This is a genomic window from Curtobacterium sp. MCPF17_011 (genome assembly GCF_003234145.1).
GTDB lineage: Bacteria > Actinomycetota > Actinomycetes > Actinomycetales > Microbacteriaceae > Curtobacterium.
Map to the genome: position 1 here is coordinate 126482 of NZ_QKSK01000002.1, position 24795 is coordinate 151276.

Below are 24795 nucleotides of genomic sequence, written 5' to 3' on the forward strand. Positions count from 1 at the left end.
GTAGTGGGCGCTGACGGCCTCGTCGTTCCCCCGCTCCCCGGAGTGGTCGACGCTGCGCGAGGAGGTCGGCGCTACCCGAAGAGGTCGACCGGTCGGACGATGTCGGCGTAGATGAGGAGCGCGCTCATGCCGGCCAGCAGCACGACGACGACCATCGTCAGCGGCATCGTCTTCGCCAGGTCGATCGGACCGGGGTCGGCCTTGCCGAACAGGCGGAAGGTCCGCCGTTTCACGGCCTCCCAGAGCGCACCCGCGATGTGGCCGCCGTCGAGCGGCAGGAGCGGCACCATGTTGAGCACGAACAGGCCGATGTTCAACGACGCCAGCAGGCCGAGGATCGTGTAGACCTTGTCGACCACGGGGACGCCGCTCATCGACGAGACCGTCCCGATCGCCCGACCGACACCGACGACCGACACCGGGCTGTCCTGCGACCGGGCCTGCGAACCGAAGGCCGCGTTCCACACCGCGACCAGACGCTGCGGCAGGTCGATGATGAGGTGTGCGGATGCGCCGATCTGTGCGCCCGTCGCGGGCAGGACCGCCGCCGGTGACTGGCGCACCAGGGTCTGCCCGATGCTCACTCCCACCACGCCGACGCGCTGGGTCTTCGTCGTGCCGTCGCTGTTCTCCGCGACCGTCCCGTCTGCGTCGTAGACGTCGCGGGTGGCCAGCACCGGCGTGACCCGCAGCGTGCGCTCGGTGCCGTCGCGTTCGACGACGACCGGGACGGCCTTGCCGGCGGACCGCTGGAAGGTGTCAGAGACCTGGGTGATGGTGGGGTTCGGCACGCCGCCGACGGACAGGACGACGTCGCCGGAGCGGAGGCCGGCCTGCTTCGCAGGCGACACGGCGTCACCGTCCGTGCACGTCGTGCGCGCACTGGTCGGCAGGACGCAGTCGACACTCGACGTGAACGTCGTGGTCGGGGCACCGAACCCGACGAGCAGGATGCCGAACAGCACGACGCCGATCACCAGGTTCATCGCCGGTCCGGCGACCATCACGATGATCCGCTTCCACGGCGTCAACCGGTAGAACGCGCGGGAGTCGTCACCGCCGGACTCCGCGATCTGCTCGGCGCTGGCCGCCCGAGCGTCCTGCACGAAGGCCGAGTACATGCCGGTGTTCGTGATCTCGCGTCCGGAGGCACGGGGCTTGAGCATCCCGACCATCGAGATGTAGCCGCCGAGCAGGATCGGCCGCAGGCCGTACTCGGTCTCGCCTCGCCGGAAGGACCAGATCGTCTTGCCGAATCCGAGCGAGTACTGGGTCACCTTCACCTTGAAGAGCTTCGCGAAGGCCAGGTGGCCGAGTTCGTGGAGGCCGATCGACACCAGCAGACCGATGACGAAGACGACGACGCCGAGGACGAAGAGCAGGACGGTTCCGACGGTCACCGGCAAAGAGTACGGGACGCTGGCCATGACGGAGCCGTACGCGGGCTGGGTGGTGATGTGAGCCTCCAGAGCGGTGCCGCCCGGGAGGCACGGATCACGTCGTGCGCGACAGGATCCGGTCCGCCGTCCGCCGTGCCCACCGCTCCGCGGCGAGCACGCCGTCGAGCGACCGCTCCCCCGCGGTGTGCTCGTCGACGACCCGTGCCACCGTGTCGACGATGTCGAGGAACCCGATCGCGCCCGCATGGAACGCGGCGACGGCCTGCTCGTTGGCGGCGTTGAAGACCGCCGGGAACGTGGCGCCGAGGACACCGACGCGCTTGGCGAGGTCGACGGCGCCGAAGGCCCGGGTGTCCAGCGGTTCGAAGGTCCAGGTGCTCGCGGTCGTCCAGTCGAGGGGGACGCCGACGTGCGGCACACGGTCCGGCCACGCCATCCCGAGCGCGATCGGCAGGCGCATGTCCGGCGGCGACGCCTGCGCGATCGTCGAACCGTCGACGAACTCGACCATCGAGTGCACGATCGACTGCGCGTGCACGGTGACGTCGATGCGGTCGTAGGGCACGCCGAACAGCAGGTGCGCCTCGATGACCTCGAGTCCCTTGTTGACGAGCGTCGCGGAGTTCGTCGTGACCACGAGGCCCATGTCCCACGTCGGGTGTGCCAACGCCTGCGTCGGCGTGACGTCGGCGAGCTCGGCGCGGGTCCGCCCGCGGAAGGGGCCACCGCTGGCGGTCAGGACCAGGCGTCGCACCTCGGCATCGCTGCCCGACCGGAGCGCCTGCGCGATCGCGGAGTGCTCGCTGTCCACGGGGACGATCTGCCCCGGAGCGGCCGCTGCCTGCACGAGCGGACCGCCGACGATCAGACTCTCCTTGTTGGCCAGCGCCAGTGTCGCGCCCGTCTCGAGGACCGCGAGGGTCGGGCCGAGTCCCACCGAACCGGTGATGCCGTTGAGGACGACGTCCGCCTCGACGCTCCGGACCAACCGCTCGGCGTCGGCGGCCCCGAGGGCGGTCTCGCGGACCCCGAACCGGGCGGCCTGCTCCGCGAGGGCACCGGCGTTGCTGCCCGCCGTCAGGCCGACGACCTCGAAACGTTCGGGATTCCGTTCGATGACGTCGAGCGCCTGGGTCCCGATCGATCCGGTGCTGCCGAGGAGGACGACGCGGCGGCGGGCGGGCATCGGGGTCAGCCCTTGGCGAGCAGGTCGACCACGAAGACCAGGGTCGCGTTGGCCGGGATGCCCGAGCCCTCCGGGGGGTTTGCTCCGTAGCCGTCCTCCGGAGTCACGACGATCATGACCTGCGAGCCGATCTTCTGACCGACCAGCCCCTTCACGAAGCCGGGGATCAGACCGCTGTTCGAGATCGTGAACGTCGTCGGCGAGCCCTTCGACCACGATGAGTCGAACTCCTTGCCGCCCTTGTAGGCGACGCCCTTGTACTGCACGAGCGCGGTGTCGCCGTCCTTGATCGTGTCGCCGTCGCCCTGCTTGATGACCTCGGCAGTGGTCTTCGTCGGAGCGGCCGAGTCGGGGATCGAGATCGTCGGCTCGCCGTCGGCGGCGTCCTTGACGGTCGGCAGCTTCGGGTCCTGGTCCTGCGGCGTACCGGTCGACTTGGTCGGAGTCTGCTCGACGACGTCCGCGACGACGACGATGGAGCCGCTCGTGTTGAAGCCGAGTGCCGCCGCCTGACCGACCACGGCGACGCGGTCACCGACCTTCGCGCACGACAGGATGGCGCCGAAGCCGGTGCCACCGACGGAGAGGACCTGCGGGTTGCCCTGGTCGAACCCGACCGTGACGAGGTTCTTCGCGTCCTTCGCGTTGTAGGCGCTGTAGGCGACCTGCACGAAGTCGCCCTCGGCGAGGGAAGCGCCCGTGCCCTTCACGACGCGGGTGGCCTGCGGCGGGTCGGCCGTCAGGCCCTTGTCGAACGCGACCTTCGGTGCCGCCGAGCCACCGACCGCTCCGGTGACCTTCACGGAGCCCGAGGCCTTGCCGGGCTTCGGGCACGAGGTGATCGGCGTCGGGGTCGAACTCGGGGCGGAGGTGGCTGATGCCGAGGAGTCCGACGAGCCGGAGCCGGAGCAGGCCGCGAGGCCGAGGATCACGGCGGGCACGAGGGCGAGGGGGAGCAGACGGAGACGCTTCACGCGTCTCATCCTGCCGCACCCACTGATGCGTCGGCTCCGAGTACCAGGATCTCGGCCTCGTGATGGACCGGGAACGCGACCGAGCGGGCGATGAAGCACAGGCGGTTCGCCTCGGCGTGCGCCGTGCGGGCATCCTCGACACGGTCATCCTCGCGGATGGTGACGACGGGGCGGAGGACCGTCCCCGTCAGTTCGCCGGAGCCGTCGCGGTGCACGTCGAGGCTCGCCGTGGCTCGGTCCTGGTAGTCGACCACCGTGATGCCGAGGGTCGAGGCGACGTACAGGTAGCTGAGCATGTGGCACTGGCTCAGTGCCGCCAGGAGCATCTCCTCCGGGTTCCACCGGTCTCGGTCGCCCCGGAACGTCGGGTCGGCACTGCCGAGGACGTCGGGCTTGCCCAGAGCGGTGACCACGTGGTCTCGGCCGTAGTCGCGGTACCCGCTCGTGCCGGTCCCCCGGTCGCCGGTCCAGCGCACGGACACCTCGTAGGAGTGGTCGGTCATCGGCGGTCCCTTCGTCGCGGTGCGCGGTCCGTTGGTCGGTAGGCTCGCGGGATGCGCGCGGCTCCCAGCACCGACCGTCATCCTCTCACCGTCGACGGGTCCGTCGAGCTGGCGGTCCTCGACCGTTCCGGCTTCGACGAGAGTCGGCACATCGGGGCAGGAGTGGTCGTGGCTGCCGACGGCACCGTCATCGACGCGGTCGGTGACGCCGTGGCGAGCATCTACCCCCGCTCGACGATGAAGCCGTTCCAGGCGCTGGCGATCCGCCGTGCCGGGGCACTCTTCGCGGGGGACGAGCTCGTGATGACGACCGCGAGTCACGCCGGGACCCCGTCCCACCAGTCACTGGCGCTGCGCATGCTCGAACGCTTCGACCACCGCGAGGACGACCTCGGGTGCCCACCAGACCTGCCCTTCGACCGGGAGACCGCGCGCGGCATGGACGGTCCCCGACGTCTGGCGATGAACTGCTCCGGCAAGCACGCCGGGATGCTCGCTGCCTGCCGCGTGCACGGATGGGACGCGGCGACGTACCTGGAGATCGACCACCCGCTCCAGCGTGCGGTGCGCAGCACCGTCGAGGACGTGACCGGCGAGGTCGTCGACGTCGTCGGTACCGACGGGTGCGGCGCGCCGGTGTTCCCGCTCACGCTCACCGGCCTGGCACGCGGCATCGCGGGTGTGGTGGCCCGCGCGGACGACGACACGGCAGCGCTGACCGACGCGGTGCTGGCGAACGCGTGGGCGATCGACGGCGTGGGCCGGGCGAACACCGTGACGATCGAACGGCTCGGCGTCCTGGCCAAGCTCGGCGCCGAGGGCGTGATGGTGATGGGGGTGCCGCAGGGTCCCGCCGTCGCGGTCAAGGTGCTCGACGGTTCGCTCCGCGCCGGCACGCTGGCAGCGCTGACGCTCCTCGTGCGCAATGGGCTCGTCGACGCCGCGGCCGCGGACGAGGTCCTCGCCACGACCGGCGAACGGGTGCTCGGCGGCGGCGTGCCCGTCGGCGCGGTCCGCGTCGGCGCGGGCCTGCGCTGAACCCGGATCCGCGCTGAGTCGTCCGCCGGGTCCGGGGTCCGGGGGACGTCGTGACGGTCCGGGATGACGAGCAGCGGCAGCGTCGGGGTCACCGCGACACCCACGGCTTCCGCCGAACCGTCGGACAGCCGACGCCGGAGGCGGCACCCGTACCGCGTGACGTCGACGACGGCGGTCCACCGACGTGGTGACGTCGCCGTGCTCGGGACCAGGACGACCGATGACCGACGGCGGCCGTCCGGGTCCAGGAGCGCAGCGGCTGCGGTCCCCTCGGGCATGCCGCTGCGCACGCTGCGCCGGTGGAGGACACCGACGTCGGCGCCGACGCGCAGCGACGCCCATCCGGCGAACGGGTCGACGAGGTCCCGGTCGGCGTGCCGACGGCGGAACTGGTCGAGCTGGTCCACCAGCCCGGTGAAGACGGCCCGGGCGAGCGCGCCGGTGCCGCACACGACGATCCCGTCGGTGGGGTCGACCCGGACGAGCGCACCGCTGCTCGTGCGGCCGACGACGACGCAGCCATCCCCTGCGTCGTCCTCCACTCGACCGTCGGGCAGGTCCTCGTCCCGTGCTGGGCCGGGACTCGCGAGGGCCTCTTCACGGGCACCGACGGACTCGCCGCGCTCGGCACCGGCATCGGCACCGGGCGGGACGACGACCACCGGAGGCTCACCGTCGTGTCCTCGAGACCGCACCGAGAGCCCGACGAGCGTGCACACCGCCGCCGCGCAGCACAGGGCCGGCACACTGCCGATCGGTACGACCAGCGTCCCGGCGAGGATGAGGACCGCCACCGTCACGGCCACGCGACTTGCTCCACGAGGTTCCATGTCCCCCATCACAGCGCGAACACGCACCCGCCAGCGGTCCCCGACCAGGACTGTGGAGAACCGGCGGGCGAACGCGTCACTCTGGAGAGGCGGCCGCGGACGTCACTGCAGCAGGAAGAACTGCTCCCCCACGTCCACACGAGCACCACGCTCGACCCGGTACCGGCGCCCCGGCTCGCAGCGGCGGATCGACCCGTCGATGTGCCGGACCACCGTGCCGTTGCCCGAGTAGCGGTCGGACACCCAGAGGTCGTCACCGTCGCGCCCGAGTTCCAGGTGCGTCTTCGACACGGACTTGCCGGGGTCGCGGATGGTCAGCAGGTCGTCGAACCGTTCACCGGCCTCCGGGCGCGGCAGCCGCCCGAGGAGCGCCGACCCGTGGACGCCGAGCCGCTCGCCGGTGCTGAAGTGCAGCAGGAACGGGGCGTGATCGGCGGTACGGGACACGATGCGCGTCTCTTCGACGTCCTCGTCCTCGTCCGCGTCGAACACCGGGTCGACCGGCGCTCCGCCGTCCGCAGCCTCGTCCGGGAGTCCGACAGGGGGCAGGGGTGCAGCGACCGGCGGCTGCCGGGGTGCGACGGGCGGGAGCGGCGCCGCGGAGGGGATGAGGGCCTCCTGGTCGACCGTGACGTCGCTGCTGTCGCTGTCGCTGTGCGCCGGATCGGAGTCCTGCGCTTCGGCGAGAGCACCACCAGCGTCGTCGACGACGGGCTCGCCGGCCGCGGTCTCGACCGGGTCGTGCTGATCGGCAGCAAGTCCGTCCACCACGGTCTCGTCAGGAACGGGCTCGTCGGCGACGGGCTCATCGGCCACGGGCTCGTCGACGACGGGCTGGTGGGTGCTGGGGCCACCCGCACCGTCGCGGTCCTCGGTCAGCTCGTGGGCGTCGGAGACTGCGCTACGGAGGGCGTCCTCGTCAGCGGCCCAGTCCGGCCGGGTGAGCGGCAGGGGCATCACGGGACCGGTGAACGCCGCGGTGACGGCGGGTCGGACGGATCCGCACTCCTCGCAGAAGATGTCGTCGGGCTCGAGAGCGTGCCCGCACACGTGGCAGGTCGCACTCTGGCTCCCCGGCGCCACGAGCGGAGCGGGGCGGGGCGCGCGCCGCTCGAGGACCGGCTGGAACGCCGCGGTGTCACCGGGCCGGGGAGCGTCGTCGGCCTCGCCGGCACTGGATCCGTCAGCATCGTCCGAGGACGTCTGCGTGGCCGCGACCGCAGCCGAGGGGGCACGACCGACCCACCAGGAGGGTCCGGCCGGCGGAGCAGCCGTGGTCGTCTGCGGTTCCCAGACCGGGACGTCAGCAGAGGGACCGGCTGAGTCCGCGGCGTCCGTCCCCAGGGGGGCCCAGGCGGCGGTGCGCTGGACCTCCGGGTCGTCCTGCGGAGCGACGGCCTCGGAGGGGAAGGCGTCGGGATCGAGTGTCGGCTCCGTGGGCGTCTCTGCACCGGCGGGGCGTCCGGTCCAGTCGCCGAGACCGGTGCCGGCACCGTGCACGTGGCTGGGGGCACCGCGCGGCGTCAGGTCGGGGCGCGGAGTGATGGAGCCGGACGACGCGTCGGGGGCGTCACCGGCACCAGCACCAACCGAGCCGGCCGCTGCCGGCGCGGGACGCGCACGATCGGCGCCGGTCAGCCAGGCGCGGGTCGCGGGGTCGAGCGTCGACTCCGGGAGCCAGGCGTCGTCGCCGGTCTCGGGCACGCGGCCGTGCGCGTCGGGTTGCTGCAGCGGTGGCGGGGTCGCACGGTCGGCGGCTTCGACGGGTGCAGTGCGGCGAGCTGCCGAGGTCGTGACGGCTCGTCCGCACTCACCGCAGAAGATCGCTCCGTCCGGGAGCGCCGATCCGCAGTGTTCGCATCTGATCACAGGGTGCCTCTGTCCTCGTCCGGCCGTCCGCGAGGTGCCTCCGGCCTCGGGACATCGTAGTCACCGCCGATCGGAGCACTCTCCGACCGCTCCCGACGGCGACGTGGCACTGCCCCTCACCGCCGGAACGACCGCCGGAAGGACCGCAGCGACGTCGCCGCGCGGAACCGGTCGCGCCGACCGCGCCCAGCGCGCAGGGCGGCGATCGCCCCGTCCGCCGCCGCCCAGGTCCGGTCGGCGACGGCGTCGTCGACGTCGCTCGGACCGAAGACGGCCGCATCGGCGTCGGCTGCGATGACCGCGCCGGCCTCGCCGGGTGCGGCTGCACCGACCTCGCGGCGGGTCGCCGACGGGGTGACGTCGTGTCCGCCGTCGAGCAGGGCGTCCCGGTACTCGTCCCAGGCGCCGACCACGCGCGTCCGGGGCTCCGGTGCTCGTCTCCGCCGTCGACGCCGGAGACGCTTGGCCAGCACGACGGTGGCGATCGGGAGCAGCACGAGTGCGAGGAGCCCGAGGACCCCGAGTGCCCACGGCAGCACGGCGAGCAGGATCTGCAACCACACCGGCTGCGTCGGCGGGGTGTCCCGGTCCGCCTGCGGCGGTGTCTGCTCGTCCTGGTCGAGCTGCTGGGCTGGCGGCGGCGGGACGACGGTCTCCGGCCGTGTCACGGGCTTCGGCGTCTGGTCGGACTGGTCCGGGATCTCGCGGACCGCCGGGTTCGGGTCGAGCATGACCCATCCCCACTGCGCCGTGTCGACCTCGATGCGTGCGGTGACGTCCGAACCGCGGAAGGTGGTCCGGCCGGTGGTCGCCCCGCTGGTCGTGTCCCGCGCACCGGAGTCGCCACCGGCCGTGAACCCCAGGACGACCCGCGCGGGGAAACCGATCTCCTGGGCCATGAGAGCAGCGGCGACGGCGTACTGCTCCTGGTCCCCCACCATCGGCACCGCGGTGAGGAGTTCCGCGATCCGGTCGGCGCCGTGTCCGCTCCGGCTCGGACGGTCGTCGCCGACGCCATGACTGACGTAGCCGTTGCGCTGCAGTGCCTGCAGGGCCGCGAGCAACTGCGCCCCGTCGCTGGTGTCCGCGTCGCTGTCTGCCCGCACGGCGTCCTGCACCGCAGCGGGGACGTCACGCGGAGTCGGGACGACCGCATCACCCGGTCGTGCGTCGCGCAGTTCGTCTTCGGTCGGCTGGTCGGGGAGCACCGCCGACAGCGTGTACCGGGTGCGGTCGCTCACGCCGTCGACGACCGCTGCGGTGCCGGTGGAGCGGTTGTAGAAGAAGGCGGTCCGCTCGCGATCGGCGTCCGGGCCGCGGAACGACACCGACGTCAGTTCCCCGACCGTCGGCAGCCAGACGCCCCGGTACCCGTCCACGGTCACCACGACCCGGACGGCGGTCCCCCGGACGTCACGTGTGTCCACCGCGGTCGGGACGCGCTCGAACGAGCCGGATGCCGCGTCGCCGTCCGGCCCACCGACGCGGTAGACGACGCCGTCGTAGCTGTCGAGGGTGGCGATCCGCATGAACCCGCCGGCGGGCAGTCCGGTGACGGTGAGCTGCGGCTGCTCGGCCCGACCGCGTTCCTCGTAGGCGCGGAACCCGCTCAGCGGGCTGACCTGGTCTCGCGGGTCGAAGGGCTTGACGACGCCGCTCCGCGCGACCGTACGGGTGCCGGCAGGCGGTGCCACGAAGCCGAGTCCGGTCGCGACGACCGCCGCCGCGGCGATCGTGGCCGTGCCGACCAGCGCAGGCCGGACGACGGCACGGGCGATCGGGATGCGGGTACCGGTGGTCGCCGCGACGGTCGCCGCACGGCGGAGGTGCCGGACGGTCAACGCCCACACGAGCGCGATCCCCGCCAGCAGGACCCCGAGCCAGACGGAGGTCTCGAGCCGGGTCGGACCGAAGACCGTGCCGGTCACGAAGAGCGCCAGCGCCGGCAAGCTGGCCAGTTCCGGACGGGAGGCACGGGTCGCGATGCTCACGCCGACGACCGTCACGAGGAGCACGGACACGAAGTACGGCACGAGGAGCGCCTCGTAGGACCCGACCGGCAGGCTGATGGTCAGGAGCTGCCGCCACCCGAGGGCGACGCCGCTGAACAGGTCCACCAGCCCGGGCACCGTCGGGAGCGGACCGTCGGCCGCACCGGGCACAGCAGCGGGCACCCCCGTCGCCGCGAACCCGACGACGGTCGCGATCGACACGACCGCGGCCGGGAGGCGCATCCCCGCTCCCAGGAGCGCCATCACCGAACCGACCACCACCGCGGTGGCCCCCGCGGACACCATGCTGGCGTCACGGTGGATCGGCCACCAAGCCGTACTCGCGAGCGCCACGAGGAGCCAGACGGCCAGGGTGCCCGCGACGAGACGCAGCGGTGCCGCGCGACGTCGTCGGGCTGCGCGCGCGCCGGAACGAGGACCGGAGCGGGCCACGGGAGGACGCGGGGACCGGCGCTCGTCGGCCGTCACACGGAGACCGATCGCTGCAGTGCGTGGCGGAGGTCCTCGAGGTACCCCACGGTCATGATCGTCAGGCCACCGACGCGCACCGACCGGGGCACGGCCTCCGGCTCGCAGACGACGGCGACGACCTCGACCCCGATCGGGAACCGGGTCGCCGCGAGGCGGAGGGCCGGCACGCCGACGGTCGACCCGACGACCAGGAACGCGACCGAGATCCCGGGGGTGTCGCGCCCGACGATGCGCGCGACCTCGGCGACCGGCAGGCAGGCGTCCGCCAGTCCGACCCGGGCGAACGCGTCGAGCAACCGGGTCGGCGTGACGGTCGGCATCGGGTGCACGGCACGGACGGCGCGCTTGGCGAACTCCGGGGTCCGTTCCGAGACCACCACCGTGACCTCACGGCCATCCCGGACGGCGCGGGTGCCGAGCGACGCGGCCACGCTGACCGCGAGCTCGAACTCGTCGTCGTCGGCGAACTCCGCGCGGGCGACGCCGAGCGCGACGACCAGGTGCGAACGTCGGGTGTCCTCGAACTGTCGCACCATGAACGCGCCGGTCTTCGCCGTCGACTTCCAGTGGATCGTCCGCGGGTCGTCGCCCGGCATGTACTCGCGGATCGCGTGGAACGCGATGTCTGCGGGTGAGAGGTCGGTGGTCGCCTGCCCCTCGAGGTCGCGGACCAGACCGGTGCTCGTCGACGGGATCGCGATCGTCCGCGGGTGCACGATGACCTGCTCACGCGCGGTCCACACGACCTCCCGGCGGACCAGGCCGACCGGGTCCGCACGGACGCCCGTCACCGGTCCCACGTCGAGGACCCCTCGGCGGACGGTCGGGACCGCGACGTGCTGCTCGAAGGTGCCTCGCGGCGGTACCGCGGGGATCGTGACGTCGACGAGTCCGACCCCGACCGGCACCTCGACCGTCGTCGGGACGGTCGGCAGGCGCGTGGGGTTCTCGGCGGTGATCGTCACCCCGGCGTCGGCCCCGACGACCACGCGGTGCTGCGGTGGTGTCATCCGGATGAGCAGCCGGGACCGGCCGAGGAGCGCGATCGCCGCCACCACCACCAGGACCGCCCCCGCCCACCCGACGACCACGACCTCGCGGAGCCCGGAACGGTACCCCGCGACGAACGCGACGATCGTCAGGACGACTGCGGTCCATCCGAGGCCCGTCACGACGGAGGCGACGTCGTCCCGGACACGGATGACGAGCCTCCCGGCCGTACGCCACGCGCGGACCACACCGACCACGGCGTCAGCGGCGACGTCCTCGCGGTCACCGACCAGACGGGTCCGGACGTTGGTGGGTCCGGCGACCGTCCGGGCGCCCTCCTGGGTGGCCGCCCGACGCGACCGTGTCGCGAGGGGCCGCCGGGAACGCGTCCCGGTGGGACGGTGGTCCGTCACCGCGGGACCCGGTCGGCCGGTGGTGGCGTGTCGACGAGCAGCTGCGCGACGACGCTCGAGGCACTGACGCCGTCGAACTCGGCCTCCGGATCGAGCACCATGCGGTGCGCGAGGACCGGCTCGGCGAGTGCCTTCACGTCGTCGGGCGTGACGTAGTGCCGACCGTTGACGGCGGCGAGGACGCGGCTCGCGCGCATCAGGCCCATCGCTCCGCGCACACTGACGCCGAGTCGGACCTCGGTCGCGCCACGGGTGCCGTCCACCAGGCGCGCGACGTAGTCGGCGATCACCGGGTCCACGTGCACGGTACGGGCGAGAGCGGCCATCTCGGTGACGGTCGCCGCGGGCACCACGCTCGCGACGGGGACCGCTGCGGACGGCGCCGCGGACGTCTCGAGGATCCGGACGGTCGCCGCATGGTCCGGGTAACCGATGGACGTCTTCATGAGGAACCGGTCGAGCTGCGCCTCGGGCAGGCGGTAGGTGCCGGCCTGCTCGATCGGGTTCTGTGTGGCGACGACCATGAACGGCTGCGCCAGCCGGTGGGTGACGCCGTCCACGGTGACGGCGGACTCCTCCATCGCCTCGAGCAGCGCCGACTGGGTCTTCGGGCTCGCGCGGTTGATCTCGTCGGCCAGGACGATGTTCGCGAACACCGGACCACGGTGGAACTCGAACGCCTGCGCACGCTGGTCGTACACGCTGATGCCGCTGATGTCGCCGGGCAGCAGGTCCGGGGTGAACTGGACACGGTTCGTCGACCCCTGCACGCTCTGGGCGAGGGCGCGCGCCAGGCTGGTCTTGCCGGTCCCGGGGACGTCCTCGAGCAGCAGGTGCCCCTCGCTGAGCATCGCGGTGACGGCGAGGCGGATCACGAACGTCTTCCCGAGGAGCACCTGCTCGACGTTGGTCACGATGCGGCCGGCGACGTCGGCGAACCAGGTGGCCTGCTCCGGGGTCATGCTCATGCGGGTGTCGTTCCTTCGGTGGTGGGGACGGCGTCGGCGGTGCTGGCGGTCACGATGTCGGCTGGGCGGGGTCGCCGGCACCGGGTGCCGGATCAGCCGGAGGGTCCACCGGTGGGTCGGCGGGCGGTGGGTCGGCGGGCGGTGGGTCGGCCGCTGCGACGTCTGACGTCGGCGAGGACCTGCCGGTCGTGGCCGAGAGCCTGGGGTCGGCGTCCAGCTGCACCGTGACGAGGATCCGGACGGACTTGGCGCCGGCTGGCGCTGTCGGGGCCGTGTCGCCGGGCTGCCAGGTGTCACCGTCCTGTGGCGTGATCGCGACCGTGCCGTCGCCATCGCTGTACCACCGGGCCGTGTACGACGTCACACTCACGCCGCTGCCGACGGTCGGACCGCTGACCACGATCTGCTGCCCCTCCTGCGCGCCGTCCACCGAGCTCGACGTGTCGAAGGCGACACCCGGTGCGGACCACGAATCGTCCGTGCCGGTGCAGAAGGCGTCGCCGGGCGCCCCGCACGCCTGGAGCGTGAGGGTGGCCGGGGCGTTCCGCGCGCCGGTCCCGGGCACCCCGGTCCAGGCCTGGCCGGGCTGGAGCGAGAGGACCGATGTGCCCGTCTGGAGGCGGTAGTGGTCGACCTCCGCACCCGGGGCGGTGACCCGGAGGTCGGACTGCGTGGCGGTCGCCCCGGAGACGATCGCGACGGCCGGAGCAGCGGTGCCGCCCGGGGTCTCGTAGGCGACCGCGCTGGCGGAGGCGACGTTGCAGAACAGGCCGTTGTCGGACACCACCGCGTACCGGACGCCACCGCCGCCGACACCCGCGTCAGTCGTCCCGGACTCCGCGCCGAGCGACGTCTGGCCGGACAGGGCGTCGCAGCTCGGGCTGCTCCCCGGTGCGACCCGGTACACCCGGTAGGTCGGACCGGACCCCCCGGCACCGTCCGCGGGCGACCAGGTGATCGTCACCGTCGACTTGCCCTGGTCGTCCGGCTGCTCACCGGTGACGGCCCGGACGTCCTGCGGCGCGCCGGGGGTCCCGACGGCGGTTCCGGACGCCGTCGCGCTGTTCCACTGCACGACCGTGCCGTCCCGGGCCGCGTCGTTGCGGGGCGAGACGGTCACGACGTAGACCGCGCCGCTCGTCGCGCCGCTGAACGACGTGGTCGTCGCGGTGCCCGTCCGTCTCGTGTCGCTGAGACCAGGGCCGGCGATCGTCACGACGTGGTCGTCGACGGCGCTGCCCGTGGCGGGTCGGGGCACCGCGTTCCACGAGACGTCGAGCTGCCCGGGGTTCGTCCGGTCGGGGACGACCGAGAGCCCGGTCGGTGCCGTCGGGACGAAGTCGGCGCTCATCGTGGCGGACTGCGGCGACGGCTGCGAACTGCCGAGTTCGTTCTCGGCCAGGACGCTGAACCGGTAGGACGCGGTCGGGTCCAGCCCGGTGACCGTGCAGACGGTGGCGGTGCCGCAGTCCTTCGTGACGCCGCCGGTCCCGGTCACGCGGTAGCCGGTGATCGGTGCGTTGTTCGCACGGGGGGTGGACCAGTTCAGCGTGACCCGCCCACCGGCCTCGGTACCGGTCCGGGTCGGGGTACCGGGCGCGTCCGGGACGTCCTGCACCGAGACCGTCACGTCGCCCCACACGGATCGGTCGGCGTCCCCCGTCGCGTCGACGACCCGGTACTGCAGGTGTGTGTCGACCGGCTTCGCGTCCGCGGCGACGCTCACCCGGAGGCGCGACCGGTCGGCACTCGGGGTGATCGTCACGCCCGCGGGGATGCCGCCGGCGAGGCCGCGGATGTCGACGACCCGCAACGGCTGCCCCGGGAAGGGGTTCGTCTGTCGGTCGTTGGCGAGCACGTCGACCGTGGTGGACGTGCCTCGTCGTACGACCGCGCTGTCCGGTCCGGGCTGCACCAGCGGTCGGGTCGACGTGACGACCTCGATGGTGATGCGGCCCGATCGCCCCTGGGCCGTCGAGTCGGCGACACCGACGCCGACCGTGGACCGCTCGCCCGGTGACGCCGCGTCGTCGACCGCGACGGTCAGGCGCTGCCCGGAGATCGTCGCCGTCGTGCCGTTGCCCGGTCGCTCGACCACGGACCACCGCAACTCCGGCAGGTCCCCCGGGTACGGGTAGTCGGTCAGCTTGGTGAGGTCGAGCACGCGCCGGTCGCCGGGCTGCATCTCGAGGGTCGTCCCCGTGAGCGCCGGCGGCTGGTTCGAGCGCGGCGTCACGGTGATCGGCAGCACGAGGGTCGCGACGCGTCCGGTTCCGCCGTTCGCGGCCGATCCGTCCGTCACCTCGAACGAGATCGACGCCTTGCCGAAGTAGAGCTTCGACGAGGTGAACTGCAGCGTCGAGTCGTCGACCACCAGGGAACCACCGTCGGCGTGCGTCGCCTTCACGGCCCCGGGGTCGGTGACGACCGCGGTCTTGCCGTTCGCGGTCACGACGTAGCGGGACAGCGGGATACGGACCGTCGACTCACTGCGGACGGAGACCGCGGGAGCGGTCCGGTCGAGCTGCGGGAGCGCGTCGTCAGCGCCCGGGACGTGGACGAAGCCGTAGGACACCACGTCCGGGTGGTCGCGTCGTGCGACCGAGAACGGGATCACCTGCGACGTGTCCGAGACGCGGACGACGAGGCGGTCGTCACCGGTGACGGACGCGGTGCCGCGGTAGCCGTCGACCACGCCGATCCGGAGGTCCGCGTCGGTGCCCTCGGCGAAGAAGACGTTCCGGAGGACGTCGACGGTGACGGTCTGCCGTCCGAGCACGTCCTGGAGGTCGAGCACGGTGTCGTCGACCTCGGGGCGCAGTGGGAGTGCGTCCTCGTCGACCGTCACGGTGACGAACGCGGTGCTGGTCGCGCCCTGGTCGTCGGCCACCGTGTACGCCACCGCGAAGTCGCCGCGCCGGGCGGACGGCGGCGGGGTCACCTGGACGGTCTGGCCGCCGACGACCCGCGCGCGGACGTCGGGCGCGGTGGGCTCCACCGCGGTGACGGTGAGGCGACCGCCCTCGGGGTCGGAGTCGTTCTGCAGCACCCGGACGGACACGGATCCGCCGGGGCGGATGGTGACGCGGTCGGCCTCGGCGACGGGACGGCCGGCCGCGTCGGCACGCGGGGCGATGCCGACGCGGACCGTGCCCGTGGCGCGGGCCCCGAGGGCATCGACCACGGTGTAGGTGAACTCGTCCGTCCCCGCTGAGTAGTCACCGGCTTCGTAGGTGAGCGAATCGGCGGCGACGTCTGCCACCGAGCCCTTCTCCGGGTTCGATGCCACGCCGACGAGCTGCACGGAGTCGCCGTCCGGGTCGATCCCGCTCAGGGGCACCGAGACGCGCACGGACTGACCGGCGACCACGCGCGCCGTCACCGTCTGCGGGACGGGCGCGCCGTTCGTCGCACGGTCGCGGTCACGGACGGACACCGAGACGGTCGCGTCTGCGGTCTGCCCGTCCGGTCCGGCGACCCGGTACGCCGCCGTGTAGGTGCCCGGGGTGTTCGGTGCGAGGTAGCGCAGGTGGTCACCGGAGGCGAACAGCAGACCGGCACCGCGAGGGACGTCCTGGACGAGGTCGGGCAGCAGCGAGATCGCGCCGCCCTCCGGCTGGGTGTCGTTGGCGAGGACGTCGATGTCGGTGACGGCGCCGACCCGGACGGTCGCCGTGTCCGGCTGGGCGACGGGCGGCTGGATGCGGTCCGGCTCGGGGATCTCGACGACCGTGATCGTGCCCGTGGCCGTCGCGAGTCCGTTCGACACCGTGTAGCCGAAGGACACCGGGCCGTCCAGCGGTGCGGTGAGGCTGACCCGGACGATGTGCTGGTCGACCACGTCGGCCTGGACGCCGGAACCGCTCGGCGGCCCGTCGAGTCCGGTGACGAGGAGGACGCCGCCGGCCGGGTCGAAGTCGGTCGCCGTCACGTCGGTGTCCTTCGACGAGAGCGTGGTGACGAAGACGGTCTTCGGCGTCGTCACCGGCGCGGCCGAGGCGTCGGGCGGCGCGAGCACGGTGATCCGCACCACGTCGCTGGCCGTCTTGGTGCCGTCCGAGACGGTGTACTCGAGCTGCCAGTCCCCCGGCGTCCGCGCTTCGACGCGCACGGTCCCGCTGTCGTAGCTCGGCGTCACCGTCAGGCCCGGCGCTGACGACACGCTCGTGAGGGTGACGCCACCGTTGCCCCCGCGGACGTGGTCGAGCGGTTCCACCGTGAACGGCTTGTCGGCGTACCCGCTCACGGGGAAGCCCTCGGCGCGCAGCGGCACGTCGCCCTGCGCCGCCACCGTCACCGTGACCGGACCGCGACCGGTGTCCCGGCCGTCGCTGACGGTGACCTGCTGGACCCGGTCGCCGGTGCGACCGCTGTCGTTGCGGTAGTCGAGCAGGCCGTCCGGCGTGGTCGAGGTGTGGTCGCCCTCGGACGGGTCGGCCGACTCGAGGTACACCGGGTCGCCGTCCGGGTCGATCCAGTCGCCGAGGACGTTCGTCGAGACGTGCCCGCCCCGGACGACGTCGGCCCGTGTCGCGCGGACCTGCCGGGGCGGCTCGTTCTCGGACTCCGGCCGGACGGTCACCCGGACGGTCGCCGTCGCGGACCCCCCGTTGCCGTCGGTGATCGTGTACGGGAACGTCACGACGCCGGTGGCCGCGGCGGGCAGGGAGACCTGCAGCTGTTGGCCGTCGGTGACGATCGTGACGCGCGCCACCGAGTCGTCGACGTCGCCGACGTCGCTGACGACCAGCGGGTCGCCGTTCGGGTCGTGGTCGTTGAGCAGGACCGGGAGGGTCGTGGTGCGGCCCGGACGAGCGCCGAGGTCGTCGTCGACCGCGACGGGCGGGGCCTGCTCCTTCTCGACCTCCGGGTCGTCGTCCGACGCCCGCTCCTGCTGCTGGTCGTCCTGCTCGTCGACGAGCTGCGCCCAGTTGTCGATGAGCTGGCCGCTGCGGCCGACGGCCCAGGAGCGCCCGGTCTCCGGGTCGTTGGCCACCACGGTGCGCCCGTTGTGCACCACCTGGAGCGCCGCGCCGCCCGGAACCCGGTCGAGGTCCTGCACGGCACGACCGTCGCAGGTGTCGATCGCCTGCCCGCCACTCCACGCTCCGAACGTGCACCCGTCGTCGGTCCACGGTCGAGCGGCACGTCCGGAGACGGCGAGGGCGGACTGCTGCACGGCGCCGGAAGCGGACACACGGACGAGGCCGGCAGTGCCCGCGACCGTCACGTCGTCACCGGTGCTGGTCGACTGCTGCAACGCGGGTGCGGAGCCGACTCGGTCCCCCAGGTCGACGGTCCGTCCGTCGATCGAGAGCACGCCGTCGGTGCGGTCGAGGACGGCGATGTGGTCACCGACGGTCGCGACCTGGAAGGCGTGCGTGCGGTCCATCCGGACGGATGAGCGGCGTTCGACGGTCGGGGTCGGATCCAGAGCGACGAGCGAGGCGGTGCCGGTCCGCGGCGAGTACACCGCGACATGGTCGGCAGACGCGTCGAACACGGCATCGGCACCCAGGGTCAGTTGCGGGTCCGTCGAGGCGTCGAACTCGTCGAGGGAGTCCGCGGGTGTGGACCAGAGGTCGCCGGTGTCCGCGTTGCCGATGACGGCGGTGTCCCCGGCGAAGAGGACGGTCGGCGAACCCGTGGGCAGCGTGACGGCGTCACCCAGGGTGGCGTCCGCGACGTCGACCCGGGCCACCGTGCCCTTCGTCTGGTCGACCGCGTAGACCGTCGATCCGTGCTGCAGCACGGAAGTGGCGTCCGAGGAGGTCTCCACCGCGGTGTTCAGTTCGAGCACCTGTGGATTGACGCGGCCCACCGCACCGTACTGCGCCGAGGGCACCCAGACCGTGCCGTCGCCGAGGTCGACGCGCTGTGCGTGGTAGCCGTTCGACACGAGCGCCGTCCCGGCGACGACCGCCCCGACGACGACGGCCACCGCGGTCGTCACGGTCGCGGAACGCCGGGCAGCGAGCAGCCGTCGGATCACCGGGCTCCGCCGATCGTGCCGCACCGCTCGACGCTGTCCGCCCCGGTGCGGCCGTCACGGTTCACCGCGACCCGGATGCACTGCTCGACGCCGGGGCGGCCGGTCGCGACGAACGTCGTCCCGGTCTGCTGGCTCGTCGCACCGTCGGTCGTCACGACGAAGGTGTCGCCCTGCTGGAGGCCCGGATCGGTCCAGCGGAACGTCACGGCGGACGCACCGGCGGTGGCGCTGACGTCCGACACGACGGGTACGGCGTCGTCACCGCCGCGGGTGAGGACAGCCACGGTGGTCACGGCAAGCGCCACCACCACGACCGAGGACAGGACGGTCGCCCAGACCAGAGCAGATCGCGATCCGCGGCGGCCGCCCGCGGTGGAGGCGGACCGGTGGACGGTCCCGACACTCTCTGACGCGCTCGCCACCGCGCCGCCGCGCAGGGTGGAGCGGGTCCGACGACGACGGCCCGACCGAGCTCCGGCCCCACCGCCACCCGCACCGACCGCCGCGATGACGGTCTGTTCGTCGGGCCGCGACGGTGTGGCGACCGCCCAGGCCTCGACCGCGACCTCGGCCGGGGTCTGCGGGAGACCGAGCTCGGCCTCGACCTGCTGGAACCCACGCACGAGTTCCATGACCGTCGGAGGTCGGTCCCGTGGGCGCCGCGAGAGCGCTGCACCCAGGACTCGTTCGAGGGTCGGTGGCACGTCGGGACGCCCGGTGGGCAGCGGTCCGCCCTTGTCGATCCGCGCCATGAGGTCGGCGGCGCCGTTCTTGCCGCCGGGCACCTCGAACGGACTCCGTCCGGCCAGGAGCGAGTACACGGTCGCTGCGAGCGAGTAGACCTCGGACTGGATCGTGCCGCGCGACTCGTCGCCGAGCACCTCCGGCGCCGACCACGGGATCGACATGCCGACGGGCTCGTCGGGATCGGCCTCTCCGAGGGTCGCGGCGATCCCGAAGTCCGACAGCACCGGGTTGCCGTAGGCCGTGAGCAGGATGTTCGACGGCTTCACGTCACGGTGCAGCACGCCGTCGCGGTGTGCGGTCTCGAGCGCCGAGCCGATCCGCACGCCGACCGAGAGGACCTGCGACACCGGGACCGGTTCGCGACGGTAGCGCTCGCTGATCGACGCCGAGCAGAGCTCCATCACGAGGTACGGGCGACCGTCCGCGGCGACGCTCGCCTGGAACACGGTGAGGATCGAGGGGTGGGTGCTGAGACGCGCCATCAGGTTCGCCTCGGCCTGGAACATCTGGCGGACGCGGTCGTCCACGACCTCGTCGAGCAGGACCTTGACCGCGACCTGGCGTCGGGGCATGTCCTGCTCGTAGAGGAACACGTCGGCGAAGCCACCGGAGCCGAGCACGTGCACCGGACTGAAGCCCGGGAGCACGGGAGGGCTCGACGGCAGTCTGCGGGCCATGGACGCTCCTTCCCGGCTGAGTGGCGTGGTCACGACGGCATTGCGGGATTCTACCGGGCCTGGTCGTCCAGACCCGTTCGCAGCATGTCCCGTCGAGGTCAGTGACGCGGGAGGGTGTCCTCGATGTCGTCGGGCACCGCCGGGGCGTCGTCGACCTGCAGCACGACGACCGTGACGTTGTCCCGACCGCCGGCGATGACGGCGTCGCCCACGAGCCGCTCCGCGAGCTCCTGCGGGTCGTCGACCTTCGCAGCGATGCGCGAGATGCCGACGTCGCCGATCTCCTTCGTCAGGCCGTCCGAGCAGACCACGTAGCGGTCGCCGGTCCGGAGCGGGATGGTCCACCAGTCCGGCTCCGGCGGCTCGCCGAACCCGACGGCCCGGGTGATGACGTTGCTGTCCGGGTGGGACTCGGCGTCCTCGGCCCGGAGGACACCGGCGTCCACCATCTCCTGCACCACCGAGTGGTCGATCGTCAGTCGCTTCAAGGGTGCTCCCGCATCGCTGCGGTACGTGCGCGAGTCACCGACGTTGAACACGAGTGCCGAGGGCTGTCCGTGCGTCGCGACCAGCGCCACGCCGGTGACGGTCGTGCCTGCCCCGATGGCGTTGCCGCCCGCTGCCCGCTCGATGTCGGCGGTGGCGAGCAGCAGTGCCCGCTGGATGGTCTGCCGCGAGGCGAACGGTTCGGTGGTGGAGTCGCCGAGGCGGCGCACGACCGCGTCGGACGCCCGGTCACCCGCCAGGTGGCCACCCATGCCGTCCGCCACCACGAAGTAGGGGGCGTCGACGATGTAGCTGTCCTCGTTGTGGTCACGGCGGCGTCCGACGTCGGTCGCGGCCCCCCACGACAAGGTCAGCGTCGCACCGTTGCCGTCGGGCAGGTCGATGGCGTGGGAGGAGGCAGCACGGCCGAGTTCGGTCACGGTTCAGGGTCGCTCTCTGGGGGTTCGGGACGGACCGGTGGTGGACGGTGGAGACAAGAGGGGTCCGGACGACTCGCGACCGCCGGGAGGGACGGACCGCAGGTACGGCGACAGCACCTCGATGGTGGCGCCGTCCCCGATGTCGACAACCGTACCGGTCAGCACGACCATCGAGGCGCCCGAGGGCATCCGGTGCGGCGGGGCGCCGGGAGCGCGGACGACCGTGCCGTTCGTGGCGTGCAGGTCGTCGACGACGGCGGTGGACCCGGCGGCGTGGAACAGGACGTGGGAGGAGGACACCACTCCGCCCGGCGAGGGCACGGTCACGAGTTCCGGCACCGGGCCCTGGACGACCCGCGGGGGGCCGGGCCGCCGGCCGACGACGACGGGACGGTCCAGGCGGTACACCCGTGCCCCGATCCGGATCGAGGGGACGGCCGCGGGGAGGCCGGCCTCCTGGTCCGGGCGAGACGACGCCGGAGTCCGATGACGCCCGGGACGAACGAAGGTGTCGTCGAGCTGCCCCGGAGCGGTGGTCGCCCGACGCCGGTCCGACGCACGCAGCACGGTGTCGTCGAGCTGGTCCTCGTCGTCCTGCACGTGCGGCTCCTCCGGTCGGCACCACAACCGTAGACGATGCGGTGCACCCGGTCTCATCCACGCCACGCCGCCCGGATGCCCAGCGTGCAACTGCGGAGCACCAGTTGCGCGAGCGGGTCGTCAGCGCGCAGGTCGAGCGCGTACCGCGCCCGCGTCTCGGCACGGAGCTCCGCGCCCAGCGCCCACGCACACCACGCACCGAGCCCGAGTGCTCCCCCGACGCCGACCACGGACTGTCCGGAGTCGCGGTCCCCGGACCACTGACGCCAGGCGTCCACACAACGGTCGCCGGCCCGTCGCACCCGGTCGCGGTCGGGCTCCGGACCGGATCCGAGCAGCGCCGAGGGCATCGGGTCGGTGAACGGATCGTGCCCGCTGATGCCGATCGGGTCATCGGCGTCCGGGTCGGCCAGGAACCCGAGGAGCGCCACGCGGGTCGACAGCGCGCCGCACGCCGTCGTGACCGCGATGCCGCCCGCCGTGGTCAGGGGGCCCGGTGCGACGAGGGCGCGAGCAGCGCTCGGCAGCGTGACGGCAGCGGCGATCTCGTGACTGTGGCGAGGGGAAGTCGGGGTCGTGGGTCCGGTCGAGGTGTCTGTGGTTCGCATGCAGGCGAGCCTGACGTGGGTCGGGCCTCCAGGACGGCCGCTCCAGCGACCAGTGGACGGCCAACCGTCGCGACCGCCCTGTGGAGGAACGGAGGTCAGACCGCCACGGGCTCGAGACTCTCGGCGACCAGGTCCCAGCCGTTCCCGACCTGCTCGACGACGACTCCGTGCGCCGCAGCCCAGGCGGCGAGTTCCAGCATCGAGGAAACCGACGCCTGGGTCCGCCCGAGCAGCGAGACGAGCCGCCCCTTCGCCGTCTTGTTCCAGTGGTTCAGTGCCTTGCGTCGACCGTCTCCGGCGACGCTGACCACGCGCAGGGGAACGCTGTCCGGCACCGGCGCGAGCGCGCGGTAGCCCTCCGACCGGAGGTCGAGGACCAGCCCCGGCGGACGGGTCGCCAGCGCCGCTGATGCCGGAGCAGACCAGTGCGACGCGAGCCGGATCCCGGGGAGCCGGGAGTCGTGCGACAGCCGGTACGCGGGGATCCGGTCCCCCGCGCCCACCGGTCCGAACATCGCGGACTGCACCACGACGTGACGATCCCACCAGGCGCGCGTCGCCGCGTCCGCGGTCAGGGCGTCCAGCGGGTCGTAGAGCACGCCCGTGTACCGCTCGACGGCCGGCATGGTGGGGCTGGTCTCGAGGACCAGGTTGCGGAGCCGCTCAGCGACCGACTTCGGCCCGAGCTTCAACGCCGTCCGCGCGGAGGTCTCCTCGGAACTGACGGAGCGGGCCGCGGTGATCACCGCGGCCCGCTCAGTGGCCAGTTCCGGGAACGAGAGCGCACCCAGATCGAGGGTGCGCTCCGTGTCCCCGCCCTCCCGCTTCGTCTCGGACGGCGGGAGGAGGACGGTCAGTCCGGTCAGGACGCCAGCGCGGCCTGCCGCGCCACGATCGTCACCGTGTCGTGCTCGACGGAGAGGAAGCCGTCCTCCGCGTCGACCGCGACCGTGGAGCCGTCAGCCCGCGTGATGCGGACCTGACCCTGCGCGAGGATCGCGAGCATCGGCTCGTGTCCCGCGAGGATGCCGATCTGGCCCTCGGTCGTGCGTGCGACGACCATGGTGGTGTCGCCCGACCAGACCTCGCGGTCAGCCGAGACGACGCTCACGGTGAGACCCGCCATCTCAGCGGTTCTCCTTCTGGATCTGAGACCACTTCTCTTCCACGTCGTTGATGCCACCGACGTTGAAGAACGCCTGCGTCGCGACGTGGTCGAACTCGCCATCGGCGATGGCGCGGAAGGACTCGATGGTGTCCTTGAGGGGCACCGTGGAGCCCTCGACACCGGTGAACTTCTTCGCCATGTAGGTGTTCTGGGACAGGAACTGCTGGATGCGACGGGCGCGCTCCACCGTGATCTTGTCCTCTTCGGAGAGCTCGTCGACACCGAGGATGGCGATGATCTCCTGCAGCTCCTTGTTCTTCTGGAGGATCTGCTTGACGCGCGTGGCGGTCTCGTAGTGGTCGGCGCCCAGGTACCGGGGGTCCATGATCCGCGACGTGGAGGTCAGCGGGTCGATGGCCGGGTAGAGACCCTGCGACGCGATCTCGCGGGAGAGCTCCGTGGTGGCGTCGAGGTGGGCGAACGTGGTCGCCGGCGCCGGGTCGGTGTAGTCGTCAGCCGGCACGTAGATCGCCTGCAGCGAGGTGATCGAGTGGCCACGCGTCGAGGTGATGCGCTCCTGGAGCACACCCATCTCGTCAGCCAGGTTCGGCTGGTAGCCCACCGCGGACGGCATGCGACCGAGCAGCGTGGAGACCTCGGAACCGGCCTGCGTGAAGCGGAAGATGTTGTCGATGAAGAGCAGGACGTCCTGCTTCTGCACGTCGCGGAAGTACTCCGCCATCGTCAGCGCCGACAGGGCGACACGGAGGCGCGTCCCCGGCGGCTCGTCCATCTGGCCGAACACGAGGGCCGTCTTGTCGAAGACCCCTGCCTCTTCCATCTCACCGATGAGGTCGTTGCCCTCACGGGTGCGCTCACCGACACCGGCGAACACCGACACACCGCCGTGGTCCTGCGCGACGCGCTGGATCATCTCCTGGATGAGGACGGTCTTGCCGACGCCCGCACCACCGAAGAGACCGATCTTGCCACCCTGCACGTACGGGGTGAGGAGGTCGATGGACTTGATGCCGGTCTCGAACATCGAGGTCTTGGACTCGAGCTGGTCGAAGGCCGGGGCCTTGCGGTGGATCGGCCAGCGCTCGGTGATCTCGATCTTCTCGTCGGAGTTGAGCACGTTGCCGAGGACGTCGAAGACCTTGCCCTTGGTGACGTCGCCGACGGGGACCGAGATCGGAGCGCCCGAGTCACGGACTTCCTGACCACGGACGAGGCCGTCGGTCGGCTTCAGGGAGATGGCACGGACGAGGTCGTCGCCGAGGTGCTGCGCGACCTCGAGGCCGATCTCCTGCGACGACTCACCGATGGTGACGGTCGTGAACAGGAGGTTGTACATCTCCGGGATCGCGTCATGCGGGAACTCGATGTCGACGACGGGACCCGTGACACGGGCGATCCGGCCGACACCGGGCGCCGACGACGTCTCGACCGCGGTGGTTGCGGTGTCGGTCATGGCTGGTGC

The 24795-nt window shown here is 72.4% G+C and carries 17 protein-coding genes and 1 pseudogene; 1 reads left to right on the forward strand and 17 read right to left on the reverse strand.

Annotated features, from left to right (window positions below):
* Positions 1-71: 71 nt before the first annotated feature.
* The 4 genes from DEJ25_RS03440 to DEJ25_RS03455 form a co-directional block, all read right to left on the reverse strand.
* Positions 72-1400 (reverse strand): RIP metalloprotease, encoded by a 1329-nt coding sequence (locus tag DEJ25_RS03440; RefSeq protein ID WP_258366403.1) that lies wholly within the window; start codon positions 1398-1400, stop codon positions 72-74.
* Between the two features lie 94 nt (positions 1401-1494).
* The gene (gene dxr / locus DEJ25_RS03445) at positions 1495-2586 is read right to left on the reverse strand and encodes a 1-deoxy-D-xylulose-5-phosphate reductoisomerase (protein ID WP_111043777.1); all 1092 of its coding nucleotides are present in this window, start codon (positions 2584-2586) and stop codon (positions 1495-1497) included.
* Positions 2587-2591: 5 nt separating this feature from the next.
* Positions 2592-3560: an FKBP-type peptidyl-prolyl cis-trans isomerase gene (locus DEJ25_RS03450; protein ID WP_111043778.1), complete on the reverse strand. Its 969-nt coding sequence runs from the start codon at positions 3558-3560 to the stop codon at positions 2592-2594.
* 5 nt (positions 3561-3565) lie between these two features.
* Positions 3566-4063, reverse strand: coding sequence for an OsmC family protein (locus DEJ25_RS03455; RefSeq protein WP_111043779.1), 498 nt, complete (start codon positions 4061-4063; stop codon positions 3566-3568).
* 51 nt (positions 4064-4114) lie between these two features.
* Here DEJ25_RS03455 and DEJ25_RS03460 point away from each other — a divergent pair, with 51 nt between their 5' ends.
* Entirely contained in the window at positions 4115-5101 is a 987-nt protein-coding gene (locus DEJ25_RS03460; RefSeq protein ID WP_111043780.1) for an asparaginase, read from the forward strand.
* Between the two features lie 932 nt (positions 5102-6033).
* Here the strand turns inward: DEJ25_RS03460 and DEJ25_RS03465 are convergent.
* The 13 genes and pseudogenes from DEJ25_RS03465 to atpD form a co-directional block, all read right to left on the reverse strand.
* Positions 6034-7635: an FHA domain-containing protein gene (locus tag DEJ25_RS03465; protein WP_220033159.1), complete on the reverse strand. Its 1602-nt coding sequence runs from the start codon at positions 7633-7635 to the stop codon at positions 6034-6036.
* Between the two features lie 96 nt (positions 7636-7731).
* A pseudogene (locus DEJ25_RS17200) lies at positions 7732-7800 on the reverse strand (zinc-ribbon domain-containing protein); the annotation flags it as partial.
* A gap of 116 nt (positions 7801-7916) precedes the next feature.
* A complete protein-coding gene (locus DEJ25_RS03470; RefSeq protein WP_111043782.1) occupies positions 7917-10244 on the reverse strand; it encodes a transglutaminase domain-containing protein in 2328 nt (775 codons plus the stop codon).
* Positions 10245-10276: 32 nt separating this feature from the next.
* On the reverse strand, positions 10277-11686 hold the full coding sequence (locus DEJ25_RS03475; RefSeq protein ID WP_111043783.1) for a DUF58 domain-containing protein: 1410 nt from the start codon (positions 11684-11686) through the stop codon (positions 10277-10279).
* On the reverse strand, positions 11683-12654 hold the full coding sequence (locus tag DEJ25_RS03480; RefSeq protein WP_110902152.1) for a MoxR family ATPase: 972 nt from the start codon (positions 12652-12654) through the stop codon (positions 11683-11685). Before DEJ25_RS03480 ends, DEJ25_RS03475 begins: the two co-directional genes overlap by 4 nt.
* Positions 12655-12703: 49 nt before the next feature.
* Positions 12704-18670 carry an Ig-like domain-containing protein gene (locus tag DEJ25_RS03485; protein ID WP_146240608.1) on the reverse strand — a complete coding sequence of 1989 codons (5967 nt, stop codon included), beginning with the start codon at positions 18668-18670 and terminating at the stop codon, positions 12704-12706.
* Positions 18643-20070 carry a serine/threonine-protein kinase gene (locus tag DEJ25_RS03490; RefSeq protein WP_111043785.1) on the reverse strand — a complete coding sequence of 476 codons (1428 nt, stop codon included), beginning with the start codon at positions 20068-20070 and terminating at the stop codon, positions 18643-18645. The genes DEJ25_RS03485 and DEJ25_RS03490 overlap by 28 nt, the downstream gene beginning before the upstream one ends.
* 98 nt (positions 20071-20168) lie before the next feature.
* The gene (locus tag DEJ25_RS03495; protein WP_258366404.1) at positions 20169-20996 is read right to left on the reverse strand and encodes a PP2C family serine/threonine-protein phosphatase; all 828 of its coding nucleotides are present in this window, start codon (positions 20994-20996) and stop codon (positions 20169-20171) included.
* Between the two features lie 3 nt (positions 20997-20999).
* Positions 21000-21596, reverse strand: a complete 597-nt coding sequence (locus DEJ25_RS03500; RefSeq protein WP_111043786.1) for a hypothetical protein — start codon at positions 21594-21596, stop codon at positions 21000-21002.
* Between the two features lie 53 nt (positions 21597-21649).
* Positions 21650-22204, reverse strand: coding sequence for a hypothetical protein (locus DEJ25_RS03505; RefSeq protein ID WP_111043787.1), 555 nt, complete (start codon positions 22202-22204; stop codon positions 21650-21652).
* A 95-nt stretch (positions 22205-22299) separates the two neighbouring features.
* Positions 22300-23070, reverse strand: a complete 771-nt coding sequence (locus tag DEJ25_RS03510; protein WP_309146913.1) for a peroxide stress protein YaaA — start codon at positions 23068-23070, stop codon at positions 22300-22302.
* The gene (locus tag DEJ25_RS03515) at positions 23067-23330 is read right to left on the reverse strand and encodes a F0F1 ATP synthase subunit epsilon (RefSeq protein ID WP_110902146.1); all 264 of its coding nucleotides are present in this window, start codon (positions 23328-23330) and stop codon (positions 23067-23069) included. The genes DEJ25_RS03510 and DEJ25_RS03515 overlap by 4 nt, the downstream gene beginning before the upstream one ends.
* 1 nt (position 23331) lies before the next feature.
* On the reverse strand, positions 23332-24786 hold the full coding sequence (gene atpD, locus DEJ25_RS03520) for a F0F1 ATP synthase subunit beta (protein WP_111043789.1): 1455 nt from the start codon (positions 24784-24786) through the stop codon (positions 23332-23334).
* Positions 24787-24795 lie beyond the last annotated feature (9 nt).

Bases quoted from the DNA above. Each gene is read 5' to 3' on its own strand.
- DEJ25_RS03455 (WP_111043779.1), bottom strand. From the start codon at position 4,063: ATGACCGACCACTCCTACGAGGTGTCCGTGCGCTGGACCGGCGACCGG.
- DEJ25_RS03490 (WP_111043785.1), bottom strand. From the start codon at position 20,070: ATGGCCCGCAGACTGCCGTCGAGCCCTCCCGTGCTCCCGGGCTTCAGT.
- DEJ25_RS03505 (WP_111043787.1), bottom strand. From the start codon at position 22,204: ATGCGAACCACAGACACCTCGACCGGACCCACGACCCCGACTTCCCCT.
- DEJ25_RS03460 (WP_111043780.1), top strand. From the start codon at position 4,115: ATGCGCGCGGCTCCCAGCACCGACCGTCATCCTCTCACCGTCGACGGG.
- atpD (WP_111043789.1), bottom strand. From the start codon at position 24,786: ATGACCGACACCGCAACCACCGCGGTCGAGACGTCGTCGGCGCCCGGT.
- dxr (WP_111043777.1), bottom strand. From the start codon at position 2,586: ATGCCCGCCCGCCGCCGCGTCGTCCTCCTCGGCAGCACCGGATCGATC.
- DEJ25_RS03480 (WP_110902152.1), bottom strand. From the start codon at position 12,654: ATGAGCATGACCCCGGAGCAGGCCACCTGGTTCGCCGACGTCGCCGGC.
- DEJ25_RS03515 (WP_110902146.1), bottom strand. From the start codon at position 23,330: ATGGCGGGTCTCACCGTGAGCGTCGTCTCGGCTGACCGCGAGGTCTGG.